Source organism: Nocardia sputorum (genome assembly GCF_027924405.1).
Taxonomy (GTDB): domain Bacteria; phylum Actinomycetota; class Actinomycetes; order Mycobacteriales; family Mycobacteriaceae; genus Nocardia; species Nocardia sputorum.
In genome coordinates this window covers 7140537-7163834 of the sequence record NZ_AP026978.1, presented here as the reverse complement: position 1 = coordinate 7163834, position 23298 = coordinate 7140537, and the positions used below count along the sequence as shown (strand labels likewise).

21 protein-coding genes are annotated in these 23298 nt (G+C 68.8%); 5 read left to right on the top strand and 16 right to left on the bottom strand.

All coding sequences use genetic code 11. The features are described 5' to 3' along the window. Window positions 1-55: 55 nt before the first annotated feature. Window positions 56-1234 carry a helix-turn-helix domain-containing protein gene (locus QMG86_RS32295; RefSeq protein WP_281876668.1) on the top strand — a complete coding sequence of 393 codons (1179 nt, stop codon included), beginning with the start codon at window positions 56-58 and terminating at the stop codon, window positions 1232-1234. Beyond that, the gene (locus QMG86_RS32290; protein ID WP_281876667.1) at window positions 1235-1708 is read left to right on the top strand and encodes an NUDIX domain-containing protein; all 474 of its coding nucleotides are present in this window, start codon (window positions 1235-1237) and stop codon (window positions 1706-1708) included. A 114-nt stretch (window positions 1709-1822) separates the two neighbouring features. On the opposite strand, the gene QMG86_RS32285 is transcribed toward QMG86_RS32290, so the two are convergent. The 10 genes from QMG86_RS32285 to QMG86_RS32240 form a co-directional block, all read right to left on the bottom strand. Beyond that, window positions 1823-2917 (bottom strand): glycosyltransferase, encoded by a 1095-nt coding sequence (locus QMG86_RS32285; protein ID WP_281876665.1) that lies wholly within the window; start codon window positions 2915-2917, stop codon window positions 1823-1825. Continuing rightward, on the bottom strand, window positions 2914-4281 hold the full coding sequence (locus QMG86_RS32280) for a glutamate-1-semialdehyde 2,1-aminomutase (RefSeq protein WP_281876663.1): 1368 nt from the start codon (window positions 4279-4281) through the stop codon (window positions 2914-2916). The genes QMG86_RS32285 and QMG86_RS32280 overlap by 4 nt, the downstream gene beginning before the upstream one ends. A gap of 172 nt (window positions 4282-4453) precedes the next feature. Continuing rightward, a complete protein-coding gene (locus QMG86_RS32275; protein WP_281876662.1) occupies window positions 4454-5788 on the bottom strand; it encodes a GNAT family N-acetyltransferase in 1335 nt (444 codons plus the stop codon). Next, the gene (locus QMG86_RS32270) at window positions 5785-7143 is read right to left on the bottom strand and encodes a glycosyl hydrolase family 28-related protein (protein WP_281876660.1); all 1359 of its coding nucleotides are present in this window, start codon (window positions 7141-7143) and stop codon (window positions 5785-5787) included. The genes QMG86_RS32275 and QMG86_RS32270 overlap by 4 nt, the downstream gene beginning before the upstream one ends. After that, window positions 7140-8405, bottom strand: coding sequence for a Wzz/FepE/Etk N-terminal domain-containing protein (locus QMG86_RS32265; RefSeq protein WP_281876658.1), 1266 nt, complete (start codon window positions 8403-8405; stop codon window positions 7140-7142). Before QMG86_RS32265 ends, QMG86_RS32270 begins: the two co-directional genes overlap by 4 nt. Window positions 8406-8416: 11 nt before the next feature. Then, window positions 8417-9751 carry a hypothetical protein gene (locus QMG86_RS32260; RefSeq protein ID WP_281876657.1) on the bottom strand — a complete coding sequence of 445 codons (1335 nt, stop codon included), beginning with the start codon at window positions 9749-9751 and terminating at the stop codon, window positions 8417-8419. Window positions 9752-9765: 14 nt separating this feature from the next. Further along, complete coding sequence (locus QMG86_RS32255; protein ID WP_281876656.1) at window positions 9766-10782, bottom strand: CgeB family protein; 1017 nt, start codon at window positions 10780-10782, stop codon at window positions 9766-9768. Continuing rightward, window positions 10779-12038 (bottom strand): lipopolysaccharide biosynthesis protein, encoded by a 1260-nt coding sequence (locus QMG86_RS32250; RefSeq protein ID WP_281881239.1) that lies wholly within the window; start codon window positions 12036-12038, stop codon window positions 10779-10781. The genes QMG86_RS32255 and QMG86_RS32250 overlap by 4 nt, the downstream gene beginning before the upstream one ends. A 158-nt stretch (window positions 12039-12196) precedes the next feature. Beyond that, complete coding sequence (locus QMG86_RS32245; protein WP_281876655.1) at window positions 12197-13327, bottom strand: glycosyltransferase family 4 protein; 1131 nt, start codon at window positions 13325-13327, stop codon at window positions 12197-12199. Then, window positions 13324-14400, bottom strand: coding sequence for a glycosyltransferase family 4 protein (locus tag QMG86_RS32240; protein WP_281881237.1), 1077 nt, complete (start codon window positions 14398-14400; stop codon window positions 13324-13326). The genes QMG86_RS32245 and QMG86_RS32240 overlap by 4 nt, the downstream gene beginning before the upstream one ends. Before the next feature lie 260 nt (window positions 14401-14660). Between QMG86_RS32240 and QMG86_RS32235 the strand changes: the two genes are divergently transcribed. Next, window positions 14661-15479: a glycosyltransferase family 2 protein gene (locus tag QMG86_RS32235; RefSeq protein ID WP_281876654.1), complete on the top strand. Its 819-nt coding sequence runs from the start codon at window positions 14661-14663 to the stop codon at window positions 15477-15479. A 42-nt stretch (window positions 15480-15521) separates the two neighbouring features. Here QMG86_RS32235 and QMG86_RS32230 read toward each other — a convergent pair whose 3' ends face one another. Both QMG86_RS32230 and QMG86_RS32225 read right to left on the bottom strand, forming a co-directional pair. Next, window positions 15522-15728, bottom strand: a complete 207-nt coding sequence (locus QMG86_RS32230) for a hypothetical protein (RefSeq protein ID WP_281876653.1) — start codon at window positions 15726-15728, stop codon at window positions 15522-15524. An 89-nt stretch (window positions 15729-15817) separates the two neighbouring features. Next, window positions 15818-16918, bottom strand: a complete 1101-nt coding sequence (locus tag QMG86_RS32225) for a class I SAM-dependent methyltransferase (RefSeq protein ID WP_281876652.1) — start codon at window positions 16916-16918, stop codon at window positions 15818-15820. A 14-nt stretch (window positions 16919-16932) separates the two neighbouring features. On the opposite strand from QMG86_RS32225, the gene QMG86_RS32220 reads away from it, so the two are divergent. Further along, window positions 16933-17496 carry a dTDP-4-dehydrorhamnose 3,5-epimerase family protein gene (locus QMG86_RS32220; protein ID WP_281876651.1) on the top strand — a complete coding sequence of 188 codons (564 nt, stop codon included), beginning with the start codon at window positions 16933-16935 and terminating at the stop codon, window positions 17494-17496. Here the strand turns inward: QMG86_RS32220 and QMG86_RS32215 are convergent. From QMG86_RS32215 to QMG86_RS32200, 4 genes are read right to left on the bottom strand one after another with little or no spacing between them, the layout of a single operon-like run. After that, a complete protein-coding gene (locus QMG86_RS32215) occupies window positions 17474-18508 on the bottom strand; it encodes an NAD-dependent epimerase/dehydratase family protein (RefSeq protein WP_281876650.1) in 1035 nt (344 codons plus the stop codon). The two genes, QMG86_RS32220 and QMG86_RS32215, sit on opposite strands and share 23 nt — an antisense overlap. Window positions 18509-18513: 5 nt before the next feature. Further along, on the bottom strand, window positions 18514-19164 hold the full coding sequence (locus QMG86_RS32210) for a PIG-L deacetylase family protein (RefSeq protein WP_281876649.1): 651 nt from the start codon (window positions 19162-19164) through the stop codon (window positions 18514-18516). Continuing rightward, entirely contained in the window at window positions 19161-19934 is a 774-nt protein-coding gene (locus QMG86_RS32205) for a sugar phosphate nucleotidyltransferase (protein ID WP_281876648.1), read from the bottom strand. The genes QMG86_RS32210 and QMG86_RS32205 overlap by 4 nt, the downstream gene beginning before the upstream one ends. Beyond that, a complete protein-coding gene (locus QMG86_RS32200) occupies window positions 19931-21214 on the bottom strand; it encodes a class I SAM-dependent methyltransferase (RefSeq protein WP_281876646.1) in 1284 nt (427 codons plus the stop codon). Before QMG86_RS32200 ends, QMG86_RS32205 begins: the two co-directional genes overlap by 4 nt. Window positions 21215-21722: 508 nt before the next feature. Between QMG86_RS32200 and QMG86_RS32195 the strand changes: the two genes are divergently transcribed. Next, window positions 21723-23183, top strand: coding sequence for a sugar transferase (locus tag QMG86_RS32195; protein ID WP_281876644.1), 1461 nt, complete (start codon window positions 21723-21725; stop codon window positions 23181-23183). The last annotated feature ends 115 nt before the right edge of the window (window positions 23184-23298 follow it).

Sequence of the window (23298 nt, the reverse complement as noted above, 5' to 3'; positions counted from 1 at the left end):
CTCCCATACGATTCGGGTCGGCCTCGACCAGGCGCTACGTAGTAGTCTCGAATCAATGGGTCAGGCGCGGAATCGGTTTGCAGTCCACAAGCGTCCACAGAAGCGGGGGTGCGTCGGCTCGATGGAGAATCCTGGATTCCTGCTCAGAAAAGCCCGGCTGAGCCGAGGGGTCAGCCTTGCTGCGCTCGCGGCGAAGACCAACTACAGTAAGTCGCTGCTCGGAATGCTGGAGAACGGGCAGCGCGATGTGAAGCAAGAGCACATCCTCGGCTACTCGCGAGCCCTCAACATTCCGATGGAAGCTCTCCTGGCACCATCACCGGACCCGATCCGAGTCGCACACGAATGGCTGGTGGCGGATTCCCCGCCCAGAACGCATGCCTCCGCTGGTCGGCGTGTCGGGGAATCATTGGCGACCGAAATGGAACGGCGCGTCGTCGAGCTCCGGCATCTGGATGACAGCGTTGGTAGCGAGGACTTGTTCCCCCTGGTACGACAGGAGTTCGAAAGCGCGCGAAAGGTCATCGCGGAATGCAGCTACTCCGAACGAGTGGGCAAGCGGCTGTTGACAGTCGCGGGTGAGCTCGCACAACTTGCCGGGTGGGTGGCCAGCGACGCAGGCAGATACGACGACGCCCAACGGCTGTATATGAACGGCGCGTCGGCCGCCGACAACGCCGGAGATCGCGTATTGACGGCACAACTCCTGTCGAGCCTGAGTTATCAAATCGCCAATATCGGAAATCCCAGCGAGGCGACGCTGCTCGCACGTACCGCCGTCAAAGGCGCGACGGGCGCGCCTCCGTTGGTCCGATCCCTGCTGACGGACCGCTTGGCGTGGGCATGCGCACGCTCACGAGATCACGAGGGAACCGAACGGGCGCTCGATGCGGTAGATGAGTCGTATGACCGCAGGTCATCGGAGATACCTGAGCCCGAGTGGGTGTACTGGGTAGACCGCACCGAGATAGATGTGATGGCAGGCAGATGCTATGTGGAGTTGGGCGAACCGGCCAAGGCAAGCCCGCTGCTGTCGCGTGCGATCGGACAACTCTCGGCCGACCGAGTCCGTGAAGTGGCCCTGTATCGCACCTGGCTCGCGGAGTCGTACCTGAAGAAGCGTGAACTCGACGCAGCACGCGCCACTCTCCGACAGGCGCAGACCGCAGCGGCCACTGCGCACTCGGCACGGCTGGATCGGCGTATCGCCGAAGTCCGGGGAATGCTGACCTGAATGACCAAGCGTCGCGACTACTACCGAGATCCGCATGCCCCCAGACCGAACAATCTGGTGCCGGGCGGCTCCGCTCTGATCATCGACGGCGCGGGAGCGATTCTCATGCAGCGCCGAGCCGACTCCGGCAACTGGTCGCTGCCGGGCGGCACCATGGAAATAGGTGAAACTCTCGAACAGTGCGTGATCCGGGAGACCAAGGAGGAAACCGGGCTCGACATCGAAATCACCGGTCTACTCGGCATCTACACCGACCCGGCACATGTCATCGCCTACGCGGATGGCGAGGTGCGCCAGGAGTTCAACATCACCTACTACGCCCGTGTGATCGGCGGCCATGTGACGGTCAGCGACGAATCCACCGACGTCCGGTTTCTCCACCCGCGACAGCTCCGGCACGAGCCGATCCACGAAACCGTCCGCCTCCGTTTGCGACACCATATCGAAGGCCGGACGCAGCCCTACCTGGGCTGAGCAAGCGGTCGGTCCGCATCGGCAGCAGGCTGTGCAAGCGTCCGCGGACAGGGCGTGATCATGGAGGACACCGCGCGAGCGGCCGGATCAGGCGGCAACTCGATACGAGGTCGATCACCCGTCGACGCATGCGGCCATTCGTGCCCGGAATGCGGGGGGCGCGAACGTTTCCGCGTGGGCGCGGATGACGTGGGGGTCGTAGTGGGCGGTGTCGAAGTTCGCCATTGCCGCGGCCAGGCGGGTGACGACGTCCGGATCGGCGCCTGGAGCGACGTGTTCGCCTGTCGTGCCGGGTCGTACCGTGTCGAGCGCGCCGCCCGCGCCGATGGCGATCACCGGGGTACCGCAGGCCATGGCTTCGACCGGGACGATGCCGAAGTCTTCCACGCCGGGCATGAGCAGGGCTCGGCAGCGTCGGTACATGTCCCGCAGAGTGTCGGTAGAGGTGGCGCCCAGAAAAGTCGTCTCGGGTCCGGCGAGAGCTTCGAGCTGGGACCGGAACCGTCCGTCGCCCAGCACGACCAGCCGTTTCCCGGCGAGTTGGGCGGCTCGGATGGCGAGATCGGCGCGTTTGTAGGGAACGAGGCGACCGGCGTAGAGAAAGAAGTCCTCCCGGGCGCGTGCGGGATCGAGGGTGAAGCGGTCGACATCGACGGGGGGATTGATCACGGTGGCGGGCACGCCCCACCAGTCGCGGATCCGGTCGGCGACGGCGGTCGAGTTGGCGATCACCCTGGCCAAGCGAGGCGCGGCTCGCAGCTCGGCGTGACGGGCCAGTGCGCCCAGGGCGCCGAGCGCGACCTGGCCGGCCCGTCCGCCGGCTTCGCGGATGCGGAACTCTCGATCCCAGGCCCACCGGGCAGGGCTGTGCACATAGGCGATCACGGGCGCGTCGGTGGCCAGTGCGGCCTGAGTGGCGAATGAGTGGTGGCTGACGACCACGGCGTCATAGCCCCGCAACGGCATACGTCGCAGGGAACGGGGGACGAGCGGCAGCAGCGGGGCGTGCCGACCGCGGGTCAGCATGTGGGCGCGGGACAGCCAGCTGTCGTGGACGTGCTGGACGGGCGGGCGGATTCCGTTCGGCATGACGATCGGCGCGTAGATGTCCGCGCCGGGCCAGGTGCGGGCGAACTCGCCCACCACGGCTTCGGACCCGCCGAATTCGGTGAATCGTTCGTGGACGATGGCGATGCGGGGTGCGGTCATCGGGATGTGCTCGTTTCGATCTGTCGCGGTGCTGCGGTGCGGCGAAGCGCGGGAGCGACCGATCGTCCGCGCAGCAGTCCGTCGACGGTGCCGCGTTCGAGGGCGATGCGGTACACCTGGGCCGCGTCAGCGCAAGCCGACAAGGTGGCGGCGATCGCGTCGTGGTCGTGTGCCGCCGAGGTGACGAAGGATTGCCCGAGTACTCCGCGTTGGAGCAGTTCTTGCAGGAACAAGGTGCGGAATGCCTGGCTGGGTTTTCCGTGGGAATCGAGGGTTTCGAAGATGAGGCAGGAGGAGCGACCGCGGACCCGGAGGTGGTCACCGATGCCCAGTTCGTCTGCTAGCGAGGCGAATCCGGTCGCCAGTGCGGCGCCGGCCGATTCCATACGAGAGATCGGTTCGCCGGTCCGGTAGGCCGCGGCGACCGCGCGGAAGGCCGCGAGCCCGCTGGTTTCCGGGCCGTGCGTGGTGGACAGCAGGAATACGCGGTCGGCGCCGGTGCGCAGGCCGCCTCGCTCGAGGTATTCGCGCCGTCCGGCGAGGGCCGAGATGGGGAATCCGTTACCCATGGCCTTGCCCCAGCAAGACAGGTCGGGAGTCACGCCGTAGACGGACTGCGCGCCGCCGGCGGCCCAGCGGAATCCGGTGATCATCTCGTCGAACACCAGCAAGGTGCCGTGCCGATCGCACAGCGCGCGTACCGCTTGGAGGTAGCCGGGCTCGGGTTCCGCCGTGGCGGTGGCCGCCTCCATGACGACCGCGGCCACGCTGTCGCCCACCAGGACCGCGGCGAGAGCGTCGACGTCGTTGTAGCGGAACCGGACGATTTCGGCGCCGACATGATCGGGGATGCCCGCCGACATCGGTGTCGTCGCGATGAACCAGTCGTCGACCGAGAAGAACGGCTGCTCGCAGACGGCGATCCGCCGGCGACCGGACACGGCCCGGGCCAGCCGGACGGCGGCTGTTGTGGCATCGGAGCCGTTCTTGGCGAACTTGACCATGTCCGCACCGGGAACGAGGTCCAGGAAGTCCTCGGCCGCGAGCAATTCCAGCTCGGTCGGCCTGCTGAAGTTCACTCCGTCGGCGATCGTGGTCGTCACGGCGTCGAGAACCGGTGCGTAGGCATGGCCGAGGGTGACCGAACGCAGTCCCATCCCGTATTCGACGTACTGGTTGCCGTCGGCATCCCAGACTCGGCATCCCTTGCCGCGCACCAATATCGGCGCCATCTGCTCGGGGTACTGGTCGGCTCCGCGAGCGTAGGTGTGCGCGCCGCCTGGAACCAGCTCGTGCAGCCGACGCTGCAGCGCATTGCTGCGGGCGAACCCGTGGTGCGGTGGGACGTCGGGGTGCAGGTTCATCTGATGCTCCGTGTGCGGTGCGGGCGGATACCGGCGGGAAGCCGGGATAGCAGAGCGGAAGTGTCGGACCGGGCTACGCTCCGGCGTCGAGCTGGTCACGGGCGTTGTGGTCGTGCGGCGGGGTGCACGCGGTCGCCGAACTCACGGACTCGGCCGTCGACGGGTCGGCACGTCATCCGGGGGCAGTCGTGGCAGCCGGATGACTGTACGCCCAGAGGTCGTGATCGCCACGGGGGCCGAAGACATCGAGGTGCCCGCGCATCCGCCCCTCCTCGGCGAACCCGGCCGCGGCCGCCGCAGCCGCGGCGGCCAGGTCGGATACCGGGATCGCGGTGGCGATGCGGAGGATCCCGAGCCGTTCGGTCGCATGGTGCACCAGCAGGCGGAGCACGCGTGCGCGGAGTTCCGGGCGAGCCGAGGCATCGGTCCAGATACTGAGCCGGATGTTGCGATCGAACATGTCCAGCCCGTGCAGCCGGACTTCACCGACGAAGCGGCCGTCGTCCAGGATCGTCAGCGTCAGCCCTGGCCGGGAACGCAGGCCCGTTCTGGCTTCGGCGAGTTCGGCCAGCCAGTGGCGCAGGGAATGCCGGCGCAGCCAGGCGGCGGGTGACATGTGCGGATCACGTGCCAGCGTCGCACGATTGCGGATACGGGCCGCGCGGCGCTGCCGGAAGTCGGCGACACGGCGTGATCGCACCAGCACCCGCCCGCGGTCGTCGGAGTCGGTGAGTGCGATGGCGGCGCTGCCCCGCAGCCACCGGAACACCCGCCGCAATCGGGATAGCTGGTACCGCAGATGCGCGGCCGCGATGCTCATGGGGGGCGGCCCGTGCGGGGCGGCAGAGGCGGCGGGCAGTCGCGTCGTCGTCGGGTGGAGGCGTTGCCGGGCCACATAGTCGGAGGTGAACCCGCGGTCGGGCCGATCGGCGCGGGTCACCGCCCACAGCTCGTGGTCGCGGCGTGCGCCACCGGCATCGAAATAGGCGCGCATCCGGGCTTCGTACCGCAGGCCCGCCGCGGCCGCGATCTTGGCCGCGGCGATGTTGCCGGGCGCGATCGGTGCGCTGATTCGCATGAGGCCGAGGCTGTCGAATCCGAAGGCCGTCATCATGGTCAGGACGAGAGCGCCGATACCGCCGCCCGCGACGGCGGAGCCGATCCAGATGCCGAGCTCGGCGCTGCCTGTCGCCGCGTCGATCGAGGCCAGTTCGACCTGCCCGGCGAACCGACCGGCCACCTCGATGACCATGCTCATCCGTCGCCCGGCGCGTGCGTCGGCCCGGTTGTCGAGGCATTCCCGCACCCAGTGGCGGGCGGTGTGGCGGGCGGGCCAGTCCTGTTCCGAGCTGACCCAGTAGGGCTCGATGATCGCGCGGTCACGGAGCCGGATCCGCCGCCACTCCGCGAAATCGTCGAAGCGCGGCGGCCGCAACCGCACCGCCGTACCGATGGGACCGGTGATGGCAGGCTGCGCTTCGATGCGGCGGTGCTGTCGTCGAGTCATCCGCCGGGACGCTTCCTGCCGAGCGCTACCGTGCTCAGCTTCCCGTCGTCGGAGACGGTGAGCCGCCAGTATCCGCCGTCGGGCGCCTTGAGCACGGGACCGTTGTCGGCGTGCTCGCAGACCCAGGTTCCGTCGGCGGTCACCGCGGCGCGGACGGCGCCGTCGCCGCTCTGTGCCTGGAACACGTCCGCGCCGTGCGGCCCCGCTTGGGACACCACGGTGCCGGTGAAGCGCGGCGTGCGCATGCCCTTGCGGCCGAGGATGTTCCAGCCGGTCGGAAACGTCTCGACGGGAATGTCGTCGGTGATCCCGGAGATCAAGCCGACCGCGGTGCCTTCCGGACAGCCGACGGGATCCACGCGCACCGGGATGCCCGGCGGCCGCGACTCCGCGTCGAAGATCACGTTCGCCAGATACGGCTGTCGGCAGTAGTTCAGTTCGAGCCCGACCGAACGGGCCGCGACCTTCGCGTTGACCATGCCGAACTGCGCGGGTCCACCGCGCCCGTTCTCACCGACCGACAGGGCGACCTCGGCTCCTTCGAACCACACGTTGGTCAGCCACCAGTCGTTGGCGGCGCCGTCGACCCGCAGGTGGCGGTCGGTGGTGAGCGGGTTCTGGTCGGAGACGAATTCGACGTTGGTGAGTGCCAGCCCGGCGTTGTGGTCGTTGCCGGTGCCGAGGACGCCGGTGTGATTGCTGGTGAACTTCGAGGAGGTGACGTAGTTCTGGATACAGGATGTGGTCAGTCCGATCCCGAAGTTGTTGATATCGCAGTTGATGAAGGCGGTGCCGCCGGTGTTGTCGCGCAACACGACGCCGCGCTGGGTGAGGTACTGCGGATGGTTGTCGCTGAGGTGGTTGCCGCGCAGTACCACCGCGTCGAAGGAGCAGCGGAAGCATTCCGACAGCTCGACCGCGGTCGAGCCGGGACCCGTGGTGAAGATCCCCAGCCTGGCGAAACGGACCCGGCTGCGCTTGCGCAGCCGCACCAGCGTGCCGTTGCCCGCGTAGACGATCGTGGTGACGTCGGCGCCGTCGCCGAGAATCGTGGCATAGTCCGGCAGATCGGGCATCGACTCGACCCGGTAGTGCCCGGCGGGCAGGTAGAGCACCAGCGGCCCGTTCGGGTCCGCGGCCACGGCTGCGGCCAATGCCTTGGTGTCGTCGGCGATTCCGTCTCCGACGGCTCCGAAATCCCGGACGTTGCGCGCTCCGGGCGCATCGGTGGTGGGCGACCGGAACTGCGGGTCGTCCGGCTCGGCTGTGCCGCAGGCGGCGGTGAGCGGAATCGCGGCCGCCGCACCCAGAGTCGCGGCGAGCAAGCGGCGCCGCCGGAGAAAGTCGTCGCTCATACCTTCAACCTTTCCATCAGCCGGTCCACCGCCGAACCGGGTGTGCGGTGGCTGACCACACCGGTCAGCCCGGCCGTGCCGAACGCGGTCAGGGCGGCACGCAACTGCGGTTCGGTGAGTCTGCCGAGATCGGCGATGCCGAGGACGGCATCGGATAAGGGCGCCACGGCGACCGCGTCGGCGGCGGAGCTGACCGGCGCGGTCTCGATGACCACGCGGTAGTAACGCTCGCGCAGATCGGCGACGAGATGAGCGAAGTGCTCCGAGGCGATCAGGTCGGAGGTGTCCGGCTCGATGTGCCCGATCGGCAGCACCGCGACCCCGGTCCCGCCCCAGTCGGCGGTGATCGCCCGGTCCAGTGGTACGCCGCCGCGCAGCAGTGTCGTCAGGCCCGGACCTGGCATGGCACCGGAGCTTCCGCCGCCGGAGGTGTCGGCGTCGACGAGGATCACCGGATGACCGGCATCCGCGAAGGCCAGCGCCAGAGTGTGCGCCACCTTGGACCGCGATCGGTCGGTGAGGCTGGTGCATTCGATGGTCTGCGCGCCCCGCAGGTGATTGCGCAGCCGCCGGGCCGACTCCGCGGCGGATTCACCGTTGCCGAAGTCGGCGAACACCGGAACCGGCGCGACATCGGCGAGGTTGCCGCTGGTGCGAACGCGCCGGTCGGTGCGTTCACGCAGGAATGCGGCGGCGAAGCCGAGTAACAGTCCACCGAACAGGCCGATCGCGACGAACCGGCTCGTGCCGGGACCGGCCGGAGCGGCCGGTAGCCGGGCACGGTCGACGACCGAGACGCGGGCGGCGGGAGCGGCGCCGGTCTCGATGGACTCGAGACTGTCGACCAAGGCCCGGAACTGGGCGACGGTGGCGTCGGTGAGATCACGCGCCCGCTGTGCGGTGGGCGCGGCGACCGCGATCTCCAGGATGGTGGTGGCGGGCGGCGACGAGGCGGTGATCCGGCCGCGGAACTCATCGGGGGATTCCGTCAGCCCTTGATCGTGGACGACCCGCTCCGCGACCGCGGCGCTGGTGGCCAGTTCGAGATAGGACCGCACGCGCTGCTGGGCAGCCAGGCCGCCCTGGTAGGAGTCGTTGACCGAGGTACCGGTGGCCATCGAGACGTACATGGTGCTGCTGGCCACGTACGTCACCGCCCGCGACGAGGCGTACCAGACGCCGGCCCCCGTCACGGTCAGCGCGATCACGGCGATCAGTACCCACCGCCGCCGAACGATGTGCCAGATATCGATCAAACCCATGGACTGCGACCTCATGTCTTCGTAATTGCTGAAGCGTGCGCCGGTGCCGGGAGCGGCGTCGGGCGGCGGCGGAATTCCGTGACGATCAGATGGACGAACCAGGCGAGCACGGCCGACTGCGCGAATTTGCCGAGATTCTCGAAGCTGCCGAGGATGCCGCGTTCGAACAGGGTGGAGGCGCCGGTGATCGCGAGGCCCAGCACCAGGACGGGGAAGTACCGCGAGTACAGCGATCGCTCCCAGGCGAGCAGCAGCGCGAAGGTGAACACGACGGCGACGACCACGCCCGCCGCGCCGCCGAGCAGATAGCCTTCGTTCACGTTGCCCTCCGCCAGGGACACCGACACGGTGCTCATATCCACCGACGCGCCACGCACGTCGTTCGCCCAAGCCGTGCCGGATTGGAGCTTCTCGGCGCCGAGCACCTGCGCCGGGATCAGGCTGAGGCTCGCGTGGTGCAGCACTTCGCCGGGGGACAACCAGCCGCGTGGGCCGACGAAGTAGGCATCGGTGGCGGCTTCGAGCAGGTCGAAGCGCCGCAGGATACTCAGGAACGGCCGCACGTCCGCCGGGTAGCGGGAGTCGACGAGGGTGGCGTCGAGCGCGGCGGTGCCGGAGTTCTTGAACGACTGCAGCCAGCCGAATCCGGCGACGCCGAGCACGCCGATCAGTGCCACACCGATCGTGGTGCGCCGGTTCCAGCCGAGCATCGAGAACCGTACGGCGAGAGCGAGTGCGGCGGCGAGGATCGGTGTCTTGGACTGCACGGCCGACGACCAGTACAGTTCGCCCGCGAAGAGCGCGCCGAGCACCAGCGCCGTGGTCTGCGGCCGGGCGGGCCGGAGGAAGACGATGATCCCGAGCGCCGCGATCCCGGCGAACGTGGCGACAAAACTGAGCAGGGGGTTGCCGCTGCTGACCTCACCGGCGGCGCCCAGCGATCCGGTGGCCACCGAGGCCGCCCGCCCCAACAGTCCGAGCGCGTAGAGCGCCAGCAGAGTCGGCATCACGCCGGGGTCCGCGACCGCGGCCGGGACGGGGCGAGGCGGGTGCCGACGCCGCCAGAGCGCGTAACCGATCACCAGCAGCGCGTAACACCACAAGCCGAACACGACGTGGTCGAGCACCAGACCGATGCCGCGGTCGTACCCCAGACCAGCCAGCCGGGGGTCGGAGATGTTGTCGCCGTAATGCGGGTCCGGCTGCACCGCGAGCAGCACCAGCGGCCGCGCCACGTAGGACAGCGACCAGAAAAGGGCCTGCGCGATGAAGAACACGCGGGCGATGCCCGGAACCAACAGTGCGGCAGCGGCGACCGTGATCAGTGCGGCCGCGACGGCGGCCACATCGGTGTAGGCGTTCAGTTCCCGACCTCCGCGGCGAGGCCGACGATCTGCCGGGCGCGATCCACGTAACGATGCCCTTCGGCGGTGATCCGCCGGTGCCCGGCCGCCGCGACCTCGGCCGCCCGCTCGGGATGGGCGGCAACCCAATCGAGAATCGAGACCAGTTCGTCGGTGCCGTCGAACAGGAAGCACTCGACGGTGTCGCGCAGCAGGTCGGCGTGTTCGCCGGTGCGTTCACCGACGAACAATCCACCGGCCGCGGGCACCTCGAAGGTGCGGCAGGTGTGGGTGTCGCGGTTGCCGGAGTTGAGCAGCACCAGATTGGCTGTCACCTCGGCGATCGCGGCCGAATACCCCGGACCGTACACCGCGCCGCCGACGACGGCGCGGGTGGCGCGCAACTCCGGAACGCGGCGCCAGCCGGGGCCGCGGACCAGCAGGCGCGGTCCGTAGCGGCGTGCCAGGGACACCAGTTCGGCGCGGCGGTCGGGCCGGCACACTCCGATGAAACCGACCAGATAGTCATCGGCGCCGCGGCGCGCCGCCGGATGATGCCAGGCCGGGTCGTAAGCGCTGAGCACGAAACCGGCGGCCCGGGCGCCACGCGCCCGCAACTCCGGCACGTTGTGCTGTTTGGTGGTGACGATCAGGTCCCAGCCGGGTTCCGCCGCCAGGTACGCATCGGTGAGGTTCTCGGGGTTGGACACGTCGTCCGGGCTGTAGTGCACGTGCAGTGCCGCGGGCACGTCGAGCAGTCGCTGCTGGTCCAGATGGATCCCCTTGAACACGAACAGCATGTCGGGCCGGAATGTGGCGGCGCTGCGTTCGATCCGGGTGTGCACTCGTTCGACCGTGCGCCGGTCGCGCCGACCGGTCGCCTTCGCGTACACCCACGGTGGCGAGAACCTGGCCGGGAGAGTCACCGGTGTCGAGTCGACCACGAGCACGTCGTGGCCGGCTTGACGGAAGCCGTCGGCCAGCGAACGTGCGTTGCTGCCGAGCCAGTCGTCGCCGACGAACAGAATTCTCATGGTCGGGTTTCCTTCCGGGGCACGACAGGCAGCGGCACGGTGTCGGCTTCGGCGTGGTCGCGGCGGGCCAGGAACCGCATCCGCAGCAGATGCCAGGTGGCGACGGTGATTTCGGCAAGCAGCAGGCCGTAGACCAAGGTGTGCACCGAGCGGGTCCAGACGGTCAGCAGCAATGCGCCGATGGCGACGAGAGTCCCGAGCAGCGCGCCGATCAGGACCCCGCTGGTGTCCTGGCGCACCGGCAGGATGGCCGTGGTGATGAACGAGGTGACCGTCGTGGCGGGCAGGATCAGCACCTCGATCCGCAACAGACCGGTGGACGCGGCGAATTCGGTACCGAAGACCAGCCGGATCAGCTGGGGCGCGGCCAGCCAGAGGCTCGCCGAAGCGAGTGCGGCGACGGCGACGGTCACGGCCAGCGCCTGCGTGCTGTACCGCCAGAACCCGAGATGGTCGCCGCGTCGAGCCATGCGTGGCAGCAGTGCGAAGCCGATGGCGTCGAGCAGTGATTGGACCGCGCGCACCAGGCGGTCGCCGGCCGAGTACAAGCCCAGCGAGACGGCGTCGAGCACGGCCGAGTACAGCGTCGCCGCACCCTGCCCGTAGCCGGTGACCAGCAACCGGGAGACGAACACCGGCACGCTGCGGCGCAGCACGACGCCGTAGTAGCGGGGACGGGCCGGTGCCCCGTACCGGCGCCAGGCATCCCACCAGGTCAGTGCCACCGTCGGCACGGAGGACAGCAATAGGCACAGCAAGGCGACGTGCGGGTTCGGCAGTTGCGGAAGCAGGCCCACCAGCAGCCCGAGATAGCACAGCCGCCCGACGCTCTGATAGGCGGTGGAGGTGCCGAACCGACCCTCCCCGATCAGCAGCCAGTCCTCCGACAGGGACCAGAAGCCACCGACGAACAGGCCGAGCAGCACCATCTGCGCGGCTTCGGGCACGCGCACGGCAAAGGCTACGGCGAGCGCGACACCGAACAGTGTCGCCGTGGCGAGACGGATGGCCAGATAGTCGCCACGCAGCTGGTTCATCTCCCGGAGCCGGGTGCCCTTGCGCGCGTTGATCTCCGGCACGCGGGCGGACAGGAACTGCGTGACTCCCAGATCCACGACGAGCGAGCCGATGAAGTAGGCCGACATGCCGATGGCCAGCAGGCCGAGGCCGTGGGCGCCGAGTACCCGGGCGATCAGCGGCACGGTGACGACCGTGACGATGTACTGACCGTATCTGCCGAAACTCACCAGTGCGATATCGCCGAGTACCTCGAACCGGCTCGGCTTGCTGTGCGCGCCACCACCGCCCGGCCCGCGAGCCCCGTCGGCGCGACGGTGCACCCCGCCGGGACGCCGGGGCAGTTCGACCCGAGGGAAGACGTCGGTGGTCAGCGTGGCGAGGTAGTCGGGTTCGGTCACGGCGGCGCCACCTCGTCGAGGAAGCGGGTGACCACGCGTGCCGTGGTGCCGATGTCGAAGTCGCGGGCGCGGGCGGCGCCTGCGGCGGCGATCCGGGCGCGCGCGGCCGGATCACCGAGCAGTTCGGTGAGAGCCGCGGTGAGCGCGGCTTCGTCACCGGCGGGCACCAGGCGGCCGGTTCGCCCGTCGGCGATGATCTCGGCCGGGCCGCCGGGCACCGTCGCGATCACCGCGCAACCCGCGGCCATGCCTTCCACAACCACCTGCCCGAACGGCTCGGGCAGCACCGAGCAGTGCACGAGCACGTCGGCCTCGGCGAGATACCGGTGGGGGTCGTCGACGTGACCGGTGAACGTCACGGCCAGGCCGAGTTCGTCAGCGAGTTGTTCCAGGTACTGCCGGAAGGGTTGTTCATCGAAGAACGTCCCGCCGACGAAGTACACCGCCGCGGGCCGGGTCGGCACCGCCGCCAGGGCGCGCAGAAACACGTCCTGGCCTTTCCAGGGGCTCAGCCGTCCCACGACGACCACGACCGCGTCGGCGGCCGCGCGGGTGCGGGGCGGCGGCGGTGTTGCGGGCAGGGCGACGCCCGGGTAAGCGACGACCGCCGGGATGCGCGCGGGCAGTGTCTCCCGGGTGCCGTGACTGTTGGCCAGCAGTCCCCGGCAGAACAGTGCGGCCAGCAGCCGGATAGTGGTGGCAGGGAGCAGGCCGAAGTAGTCCCGGGATACTCGGTCGTGGACCTGCCAGACGAGCGGCACCCGGGCGCGGCGGGCCGCGACCGCTCCCAGCACCAGCGCCTTGGTGCTCTCGGCGACCAGCACCCGGGCGCGCAAGTCGCGGACCGCACCCCCGACCGCCCAGCCCAGCCGCAGCAACGCGAGAAACCCGCTGATCAGCCGCAACGGGCCCGATCCGATGGTCATCGCCCGGCTGTCGAATCGGCCGGTCACGACACGGGTGTCGATCCCCGCGTCGCGGGCACGAGCCATCACCGGGCCGTCTTCGGTGCACACCAGCGCCACTTCGGCGCCATGCGCGCGCAGCGTGCGCAGCAGCCGCAGGGTGGCCAATTCGGCCCCGGACGGCGCGGCGGTGTGGCCGAGGAAGACCGCGGGCCCGTTCATCCGAGCTCCCGATACAGCGCGGCGTGCCGCTGTGCGGCCGCATGCCAGCTGAAGGTCTCCGCGTGGGCGCGGCACTGCTCCGGCGTCGGCCGGCAGCCGGAGATCGCCGCGCTGATCCGATCAGCGAGCGCGGCGGGGTCGCCGGGCGGCACGATCAACGAGGGGTCCAGGCCCCGCACGGCGTCGGGCAGACCACCACACCGGGTGACCACCGGCGCCCGGCCCGCGGCGAGCGACTCGAGGGCGATCAGGCCGAATCCCTCCAGGGCCACTGTCGGCACCACGGTGAGCGCGGCGGAGGTGTAGCGGGCGGCGAGTTCCTGGTCGGGAATCCGGCCGGTGAACTCGACGCTGCCGTCGAGCCCGCCCTCGATGGCTCCGCGCCGGAGATCCGCCTCGGCGCTGCCGGTTCCGACGATGACGAGACGAGCCTCCGGGTGCTCGGCGAGCACCCCGGGCCACGCGCGCAGCAACACATCGATGCCCATCCGGCGCTCCAGCCGCCGCACACACAGGACGACCGGCGGGGACGCGGGGAACGGGGCGGCTCGGAACCGGGTGAGATCGACTCCGGGCGCGATCACCTCGACACGATCGGACGCGATGCGGTAGTCCTCGCACAACACCGTGCGGAAGTGATCGGAAAGCACGACGAAACGATCCGCGCAAACGTATCGCAAACGTTCGATGAGGTATTTGGCGAAGGCTGCGGCGGGATGCTGTCCGTGCATTCGGCTTTCCGCTGCCCACGGACCGTGGAAATGCACGACCAGTGGTAGCCCGCGACCGCGCCGGTCTCGGGCGACCGGGCCGTAGAGGCAGAAGTGGCGATCCACGACGGTGCCGGGGTCCAACGCGTCGCGAGCGCAGAACGCGGTGCGGGCGCGGCGCAGTGTCGAACCGCCGACCGGCCCCCAGGACCGGGTACCGGCAACCGTCCGGTCGGGCGGGCCGAAGGCGGCGGCAGACAACGAAATCCCAGGAACGTCCAGCAATGCGCCGTGCAGATCCGTGAAGTATCGGCCCAGGCCGCCGGGCGCGGCGCCGAACCATTCCGATCCGGTCATGTGCACCCGCACCGCGCCGGAAGCGCTGATCATGACCCGGCCCCCTCATCCCGCATGCCGCACCGTGAAGTCGTCGGCCGAACTCGTTCGCGGCCGGGAAGTATCGGGCTGACCACCGGTTTCGGCTTTCTCACGCCGATGCGCGGTATCCGATATTCGGCACCGGTCCGCACGAGTCCGGATGCCGACCCGGCGCGAAATATGGCATAGTTCGGGCAATTACGAGGCAATGTCCGATTGCGGTTCTGACAAAAAGGCGGCTGGCGATGCGGAAACTGTCGGTGTGCGTGCCGGCCTACAACGCGGAACGAACGCTCTCCGCGACCCTGGATTCGGTACTGACCCAAGACCTCGATTTCGAAGTCGTGATCCTCGACAACGCGAGCACCGACCGCACCGGTGACATCGCGCGGGAGCGGCGCGATCCGCGGGTGCGGGTCCTGCGCAACGATCGCGTACTGCCGATCGGCGCGAATTGGGACCGGGCGATCCGGGAATCCACCGGGGACCTCGTGAAGGTGGTCTGTGCCGACGACCTCCTGCGTCCCGGCACCCTCGCCGCGCAGTCGGCGGTGTTCGACGAGGACGCGATCGCGTTGTGCGCGGGCAGGTTCGACGTGATCGACGAGTCCGGCGACCTCCTCGAGACCGGGCTGGGGCTGCCGCAGCTGATCGGCAGGCACGACAGCCGCCAGCTGGCCCGGGTGATCGTGCGTCGCGGGGCGGCGGACTTCGGCCCCACCGCGGCCGCCATGTTCCGGCGCGCCGACTACGACGCCGTCGGCGGACTGCGCGGCGACCTCGTATTCCCGATGGATGTGGACCTGTTCGCCCGCGTCGGCAGCCGCGGCGCTTTCTTCGGGCTCGGCGACATCGTGGCCGCCTGGCGGAACTCCTCGTTCAACCTGTGCAGCCGCACGTCGACCCGCAGCAAGCTCACCGAGCAGCTGCGATTCCATCATCGGCTGGGCGCCGATCACCCGGAGCTCGTCGGTACGGCCGACGTGCTGGCCGGTGACCTGCGCCTGGTCCGGGCATTGGGGACGCGGCTGCGGGTGCGCGCGCGGGCCGCGGTCGGCCGCTGAACAAGACCGCGGTTGCTGCTGTCCGGTAGTGGCCACCGCCGATCACACCGTCGAGGCCGGGAAGTCGACATCGCCGCTGGGCGACATCGGTTCGGCGCGGCGGCGTCCACGCACCGGTCCGATCGCCGCGATGCCTGCGGCGCGCACGAGACCGCCGGACCGGTCGGCCACGACCGTCGGCGCCATGGCCGGTGCGACCGCGTCGGCCGGCGAATGCGGTTGTCGGCGCATCCGAGAGGTGGTGTTCATCGGTACGGCTGTCCTCGCTCGGGAACTGCTGGCCGGGTGCGGCCCGGGAATCGTGGTCGGCGGGATGGAGTCACACGGTCGGGGGTCGGTCATCCACTCGCCCTTCTGGGTCCGCGCGGATCGTCCACGAACCAGCGACCGTCGAGTTCTGGAAGTTCGGTCGACACTTCGTCCAGTAGGTCGGGCAGCGTCAACAACACCCGGTCGGGTGCTGCCGCGATCAGATCCTGCGGGCTGATGATCGGGATGTCGGTGCCGGGCATCCGGCGTCCCCGTTTGGCGGGCGCGGCGTCGGCGACTCCGGCGACAAGTCCCTGGTGCGCACCGGCCAGCGACAGCAGAGCAACCGCCCGGGACGCGGCGCCGTAGGCGTAGACGCGCTGCCCGGCCGCGGCCGCATCGATCAGCCAGTTCCGCAGCGCGCGCACATGGTCGTCCACGAACCGCTGGAGCCGATGCAGCGATGCCGGGGTGACGATTTCGCGTTCGCGGGCCAGGATCTCGCGCACGGCGCGGTCCGGCTCGGTAGGGCCGCGCCGAGCTGCTACCAGCACCGTCCCGCCGTAGAGGTCGAACTCCCACGCGGTGGTCACGCCCATGCCCGCGGCGGTGAGCGCCAGGCTCAGCGCATGCAGGGAGTAGTACGCGAAATGCCCGTGCCGCAACGCGTTCCACTGCCGTTGTGCCACGATGGCGGCCAGCGAGTGGAACTGCAGCAGGAGCAGCCCGTCCGGCGCGGTGGCCGCGGCGCGTGCGGCGAACGCGGCCCGCTGGTCGGGTTCGTGCATGATGCCGAAACAGTCCACGACCAGGTCCGCTCGCGCCGCGTCGGCTGCGGTGCAGCCACGCTCGGCCAGCGACGGCAGCCAGGAACCACCGTGCGGGCTACCGAACTCGATGACCGTGCGCCCGCGCAGCAGACCGGCCGCGTCGACCCGGGCAATCGCATCGGCCGCTTGATCGCGCAGGGCCCGCGGCTCCACGCCACGGGGTTCGGCGGCCACGGTGTCGTCTTCGGCGAGCTGCGCCAGCTCGCAGCGCGGGCACCGCACCATCCGCAGCGGGTGCGTGGTCTCCGCCGGTGTCACCGGCCGGCCCGCGGGCGGGAAATCATCGGCTGCGGGCACCGTCCCGAGATCGAGGACGGTGTGCAGAACGGCGCCGGAGCAGGCGCGACAGCGGCCGGTCATGACACGATGTCGGTGTGCGTATCGAGCAGACCGACCTGGTCGGCGTGGTGGTGCTGGTCCCAGCGCCCGTCCGGGACGACCGTGGCCTGTTCACCCGGACCTTCGATGCCGCGGAATTCGACTCCCATCTGGGAATTCCGGGGTTCTCGGCCGGTTTCGTGCAGGACTCGCAGTCCCGGTCGCACCGCGGGGTGGTGCGCGGCATGCACGGCCGGTCCGGGCGCGGGGAGGCCAAACTGGTCCGCTGCGCGCACGGCGCGGTGCATGACGTGCTGGTCGACATCCGGCCGTCGTCGCCGACGTTCGGCCGGACGCAGGCGTTCCGGCTCGACGACGAGGAGTTCCGGCACCTGTACGTGCCACCGGGCTTTCTGCACGGATTCCAAGCACTCACCGACACCGCCGATGTGTGCTACCGCATCGATCGGCCGCACGATCCCGCCGAGGATCTCAGCGTCGCCTTCGACGATCCGGACCTGGCGATCGCCTGGCCGCTGCCGGTGACGGCGGTGTCGGATCGCGACGCGAACGCCGGACGATGGAGCCATCTGCGGGCTATCCTGTCACCGGCGCGGTGACCGCACGCAGTCGCGGGTCCAGAGCGCCGGACGCACGCAGCCGCTGCAGCCACGCGAGCCGGGTGAATCGCTGGGAGAACGCCTCTTCGGTGAGGCCACGCTCGGTGTACTCGCGGTAGAGTTCGGCGGCGCCGTCAGGCACCGACCACTGCGCCTCGAAACCGAGCACTGCGCGGGCGGCGGAGAAGTCGACCCGGTAGGAGCGGGGGTCGGCGCCGGTCTCCCCGGTGATCAGCAGTCGCGACCCCGGCACGGTGGCCACCACCGACTCGGCGATCTCGGCCACGGTGAGATTGTTTCGCTCCGTGCCGATGTTGAACGCCCGGCCCGCGACGGCCGACGCCGGTGCGGTGAGGCAGCGTTCGAAGGCCGCCGCGATGTCGCGGGCGTGGACCAGCGGCCGCCAGGGCGTGCCGTCGGAGAGCACCTTGACCGCACCGGTGAGGACGGCGTGTCCGACGAGGTTGTTGAGCACGATGTCAGCGCGAGGACGAGGGGAGAATCCGAACGCGGTGGCGTTGCGCAGGAAGACAGGAACGAAGTCGTCGTCGGCCAGCTCCGCGACATCGTCTTCGACGCGCACCTTCGACTCGGCGTAGGGGGTGATCGGCCGCAGCGGCGCCGACTCGGTCACCAGTTCGTCTCCGGCGGCACCGTACACCGAGCAGGTGGAGGCGTACAGGAACCGGGACACACCGGCTTCTTTCGCGAGCCGAGCCAGACGCACCGAGGCGCGATGGTTGATTTCGTGGGTGACTTCCGGCGCGAGCGCGCCCAGGGGATCATTGGACAGCGCGGCGAGATGGACGACCGCGTCGAAGCCGCGAAGGGCGTCGATCCGCACCGATCGCAGGTCGAGGCGCAGGCCCTCCGGGTCGCCGGCGAACGCACCGAGCAGGCAGTCGGCGAACCAGCCGGTGTCGAGCCCGATGACCTCGTGCCCGGCGGCTTGCAGTATCGGGACCATGACGGTGCCCAGATATCCCTGATGCCCGGTGACCAGGACCCGCATCGTTGTCACTCCTTTTCCCATGAGATCACGGCCTTGTTCACCACGAAGGCTTCGGCGTACTCGGTGCGGCACTGCACGCCGCGGATCCGCGCGGTGGCCAGGAACGCGGTTTCGTCGAACCAGTCGCGCCCGGTCTGCGACGGGTAATACCGGTGCAGCAGGCGGGATTTCCGCTGGACCAGTGCCGCGTCGACCGGGTGGAACACGGTCGGCGCCGGTGTGTCCACCTCAGCCTTGAGGATCTCGTAGCCGAGGATCAGGTGGTCGCGGAACTCGGTCGGCACCAACTCCGCGAGCGTGCGGTGATCCTGGTGCGCGTCGCCCGGTTGCGGGGCGAACACCAGGTCCGGTTCACCCGCACGGCGAAACTCCGCTACGGCCGTCTTGATCCGATCCCAGTGCGCCGGTGCGCGTCCGTCCGGGACGTCGAGCACCGTCAATTCCGGTGCCCGTCCCGAGCAGAAGGCGGTGAGCGCCGCCCGTTCTTCCCGCTCGCGCTCGGTGCCTGCGCCGGAAAGGACCAGAGCGCGCACCCGCATACCCGGATGGGCGCTGGTCAGCGACAGCAGCGTGGCTCCCATGCCGATCGGGATGTCATCGCAATGCGCGCCGAGCAGGGCGATCTCGGCCGGCCGCGGGGAAAGCAGAGCGATCACTGCTCCCACACCATCCATGGCCGGTGTCCGCGGCGGTAGGCCGCATCGAGTTCGGCGCGCTCCTTGAAAGTATCTGCCGGTTTCCAGAATCCATCGTGGCGGTAGCCGAACAACCGGCCCTGGCCCGCGAGCGTCCCACAGGCGTCTTCCACCAGATCGCCACCTGGTGGCAGCAGGTCGAATATCTCCCGGCCGAGCACGAAATAGCCGCCGTTTTCCCACAGTGGCATATTCGCCACGGGAACGATTTCCTTGACCTCGCCGGTGGGGCTGAGGTCCACACAGTGGAACGACGATTGCGGTGGCACCACCATGAGAGATGCCACCGCCCCTGAAGCGTGGAACTGAGCGATCATCTCGTCCAGGGGAGCGTCGGTGAGGACGTCGGCGTAGTTGGCCAGGAAGTACTGGTCGTCGCCGAGGTGCTCGCGCACCCGGCGCAATCGCTCTCCGATGGCCGACTCCACGCCGGTATCGACAAAGGTGATCGTCCAGTCGTCGATATCGCTGCCGAGCAATTCGACCCGGCCGTTGCGGATCACGAAGTCGTTGGACGCCGACTCCCGATAGCCGAGGAAAAAATTCTTGATGTGCTCGGCGCCGTATCCGAGGCACAGGATGAATTCGTTGTGACCGTAGTGCGCGTAGTACCGCATCACGTGCCAGAGCAGCGGGCGGGGGCCGACGAGTTGCATCGGCTTGGGCACCATGTCATCGGTGCCGCCGCGCATGCGCATGCCGTAGCCACCGCAGAACAGGACGACTTTCATCGGCGCCGGTTTCCTTTCGACTCGGCTCCGGCCGGCCGGGTCGGCGCCGGTGACGCCGGGTCGACCACGTGCAGCTCGGGCAAGGGATAAGCGAGCTGGCCGCCCCACTCGGCGACATGCCGGAGCTGTGCGGTGATCTCGTGCTCGAGATTCCAGGGCAGCACCACGACCACGTCCGGACGATCGGCGTCGAGCCGGGACGGCGGGTGGATCGGGATTCGCGTTCCCGGCGTGAATCTGCCGTGTTTGTAGGGATTGCGGTCGACGGTGTACTCGATCAGGTCGGGCCGGATCCCGCAATAGTTGAGCAGTGTGTTGCCCTTGCCCGGCGCACCGTATCCGACGACGCGTCGGCGCCGGCGTCGGCAGTCGAGCAGGAACCCGAGCAGCTCATGCCGCACCGACTCGGCACGCCGCCGCAGCGATGTGTAGCCGTCCGCCGAGTGCAGTCCGGCGGACCGCTCGAGTTCGAGCACTTCCCGCACCCGGTCGCTCACCGCCGCCACGGCGGCATCGGGGCGCGCCCACAGCCGGATCGATCCGCCGTGCGTCGGCAGCTGATCGACGTCGACCACGGTCAATCCCGCGACAGCGAGCGCACGTTGTGCCGAAAGCACGGTGTAGTACTGGAAATGCTCGTGGTAGATGGTGTCGAACTGGCCGAGCCCGACCAAGTTGAGCGCATGGTGCACCTCGATGGTCAGCATGCCGTCGTCCGCCAGCAGGACGCGTAGCGCACGGGTGAATCCGCGCAGATCCGGGATATGGGCATAGACGTTGTTGGCGACCACAAGATCCGCGGGGCCGTGTTCGGCACGGATCCGGCGAGCCGAATCCTCGTCGAGGAAGGCGGTTTCGGTAGGTACGCCCGACTCGCGAGCCGCTGTTCCGACGTTGACCGAGGGCTCGATGCCCAGGCATCGGATGTCGCGGTCGACGACGTGGCGGAGCAGGTAGCCGTCGTTGCTGGCGACCTCCACCACGAAGGAGTCCCTGCCCAGCCCCAGCCGGTCGGCCGCGGTGTCGACGAACTCACCCGCGTGGCGGACCCAGCTGTCGGAGTAGGAGGAGAAGTAGGCGTATTCGGTGAAGGTCTCTTCCGGTGTGATCAGCGCCGGAATCTGCAGCAGCAGGCAGTCGACGCACACCCGCAAATGCAACGGGTAGGTCGGCTCGGGCAGGTCGAGCTGGGCGGCGGTGAGGAAGGATTCGCACGGCGGTGTGGCGCCGAGATCCAGAACGCTGGACAGTCTGCCGGAGTCACAGAGTCGACAGCGCACAGATCCGATCCTTTGCTCGAAACGTCCCGGCCCCGTCGGAACGCCTGTCGCGGCGCACGGAAGCGGTAGCTGCCCGGCGTATCACGAGATGCGCGCGACGAGAACGTCATTCGTGGTACGGGCCGCACTGTCGCGACCGTCAGCGTACCGACGGCAATATCGGCTGGATTACAGATAAGCGTTACAAACTGTGATATAGAGCACATTCCATATTCACCTTCATGGTGTTATTCCCGATGCGTATCGAGATCGGTCGCCGAGGAGATCTGGATCAGTTAACATCCCGATCGCGCTGCTTCGCGCAAACGTTCTGATCGGCGAGAGACGTTGTGACACTTGCCGATCAAGTGCCGATGAAGCGCTCGGTAGAGGCGGTCGGGACGCTGCCGGGAAAGACGATCTCCGGATCAGGTAGCAATTCCACCGTTGCCCCAGGAGGGGTGTTCTCTTGATGAAATCCAAGGCTGTCCCGGAATGGAATGGGACCGCCGAATCCCCACGATCCTTCGTGGCTCCACCGATTACCGTCTCGACCCGTAAGGCCTGGCGATCGGAGTACGTACGTCGTCTCGCCATCACCGATTTCGCCGCCGTTTCCCTCGCCGTGGGGAGTGCGCAGCTGATCCGCTTCAATGGGAGTGGCGCTCCGCCGCTGGCCTGGGATCAGCCGTACCGAATCGGTTACACGGTGGTATCGGGCGCGCTCGCCATGGGCTGGTTCGCGATCCTCGGCAGCGCGGGTAGCCGCGCGCCGCAACTGGTCGGCAGCGGTGTCGAGGAATTCCGGCGGCTGATGTCGGCGACCATGCACCTGTTCGGCGTACTGGCACTCATGTCACTGGCACTCGAAATCAAATTCGCCCGAGGTTATCTCGCGATCGCCTTTCCGGCCGGCGTCCTCGCGGTGATCGGTGGACGACTGTGGTGGCGTCATCAGCTTGCCAGGGAACGCCGCCGGGGACGCCATCGTTCGGCCGTACTCGTGGTCGGCACTGCCGATGCGGCCGCGGCGATGACCGCGGCGTTCGCCGCGGACCCGGGCGCCGGCTACGACGTCGTGGGCGCCTGCGTGCCGGGTGGGCAATCAGGCGATGCGCCGCTGGCTTTCGCCGGCGGTACGGTGGCGGTCGTAGGTGACGACAGCGCTGTGCTGCGAGCGGTCCTGCACACCCACGCCGACACCGTCGCCATCGGTCCCACCCGGCATCTCGGGCCGACCGAGCTGCGCAGGCTCGCTTGGGAACTCGACGCGCTCGGCGTCGAGTTCATGCTGGCGCCAGGGGCAATCGACATCGCCATATCCCGGCTCACCAATCGGCAGGTCGCGGGGATGCCGATGATGCACATCGCCGAACCGCAGTACGAGCGGGCTCGATCGGTCAGCAAGACGGCCTTCGACATCGGCTTCGCGACAGTGTGCCTACTGCTGCTCCTGCCGGTGCTCCTGGTGATCGCGATCGCGGTGAAGACCACCAGCCGCGGCCCGGTCTTCTACCTGTCGGAACGCATCGGCCGATACGGCCTGCCCTTCCGCATGATCAAGTTCCGCAGTATGTACGACGACGCCGACCGGTATGCCGAAGCCTTGATCGCACAGCAGGGTGGAAATCCGGTCTTCTTCAAGATGAAGGTCGACCCCCGGGTCACGCCGGTCGGGCGGTTCCTGCGCAAGTACAGTCTCGACGAGCTGCCGCAGTTCCTCAACGTCCTGCGTGGCGACATGAGCGTGGTCGGGCCGCGACCGCAGGTGCGGCGGGAAGTCGACACCTACGACCACATGATGCGCCGACGCCTGCTCGTGAAGCCGGGGCTGACCGGCTTGTGGCAAGTCAGTGGCAGGTCGGACCTTCCGCTCGAGGACGCGGTGCGACTCGATCTGTCCTACGTGGAGAACGTGTCCATGAGGATGGACCTGCGGCTGATCGCGCGCACGGTCGGTGTCGTGGCGCGAGGTGAGGGAGCGTACTGACGCCTGCGGGGCGGTGGTCGCGAAGTGCCGACCATCGCCCGCGCTGGGGCGGGCTGCCGAGCTTCGCCGCCGTGAAATCCCTTCGTAAGCCGGATATCAACCGATCGGGCCGATC

Bases quoted from the DNA above. Each gene is read 5' to 3' on its own strand.
- QMG86_RS32235 (WP_281876654.1), top strand. From the start codon at position 14,661: ATGCGGAAACTGTCGGTGTGCGTGCCGGCCTACAACGCGGAACGAACG.
- QMG86_RS32280 (WP_281876663.1), bottom strand. From the start codon at position 4,281: ATGAACCTGCACCCCGACGTCCCACCGCACCACGGGTTCGCCCGCAGC.
- QMG86_RS32295 (WP_281876668.1), top strand. From the start codon at position 56: ATGGGTCAGGCGCGGAATCGGTTTGCAGTCCACAAGCGTCCACAGAAG.
- QMG86_RS32285 (WP_281876665.1), bottom strand. From the start codon at position 2,917: ATGACCGCACCCCGCATCGCCATCGTCCACGAACGATTCACCGAATTC.
- QMG86_RS32230 (WP_281876653.1), bottom strand. From the start codon at position 15,728: ATGAACACCACCTCTCGGATGCGCCGACAACCGCATTCGCCGGCCGAC.
- QMG86_RS32290 (WP_281876667.1), top strand. From the start codon at position 1,235: ATGACCAAGCGTCGCGACTACTACCGAGATCCGCATGCCCCCAGACCG.
- QMG86_RS32215 (WP_281876650.1), bottom strand. From the start codon at position 18,508: ATGCGGGTCCTGGTCACCGGGCATCAGGGATATCTGGGCACCGTCATG.
- QMG86_RS32255 (WP_281876656.1), bottom strand. From the start codon at position 10,782: ATGAGAATTCTGTTCGTCGGCGACGACTGGCTCGGCAGCAACGCACGT.
- QMG86_RS32265 (WP_281876658.1), bottom strand. From the start codon at position 8,405: ATGGGTTTGATCGATATCTGGCACATCGTTCGGCGGCGGTGGGTACTG.
- QMG86_RS32225 (WP_281876652.1), bottom strand. From the start codon at position 16,918: ATGACCGGCCGCTGTCGCGCCTGCTCCGGCGCCGTTCTGCACACCGTC.
- QMG86_RS32275 (WP_281876662.1), bottom strand. From the start codon at position 5,788: ATGACTCGACGACAGCACCGCCGCATCGAAGCGCAGCCTGCCATCACC.
- QMG86_RS32205 (WP_281876648.1), bottom strand. From the start codon at position 19,934: ATGAAAGTCGTCCTGTTCTGCGGTGGCTACGGCATGCGCATGCGCGGC.
- QMG86_RS32270 (WP_281876660.1), bottom strand. From the start codon at position 7,143: ATGAGCGACGACTTTCTCCGGCGGCGCCGCTTGCTCGCCGCGACTCTG.
- QMG86_RS32245 (WP_281876655.1), bottom strand. From the start codon at position 13,327: ATGAACGGGCCCGCGGTCTTCCTCGGCCACACCGCCGCGCCGTCCGGG.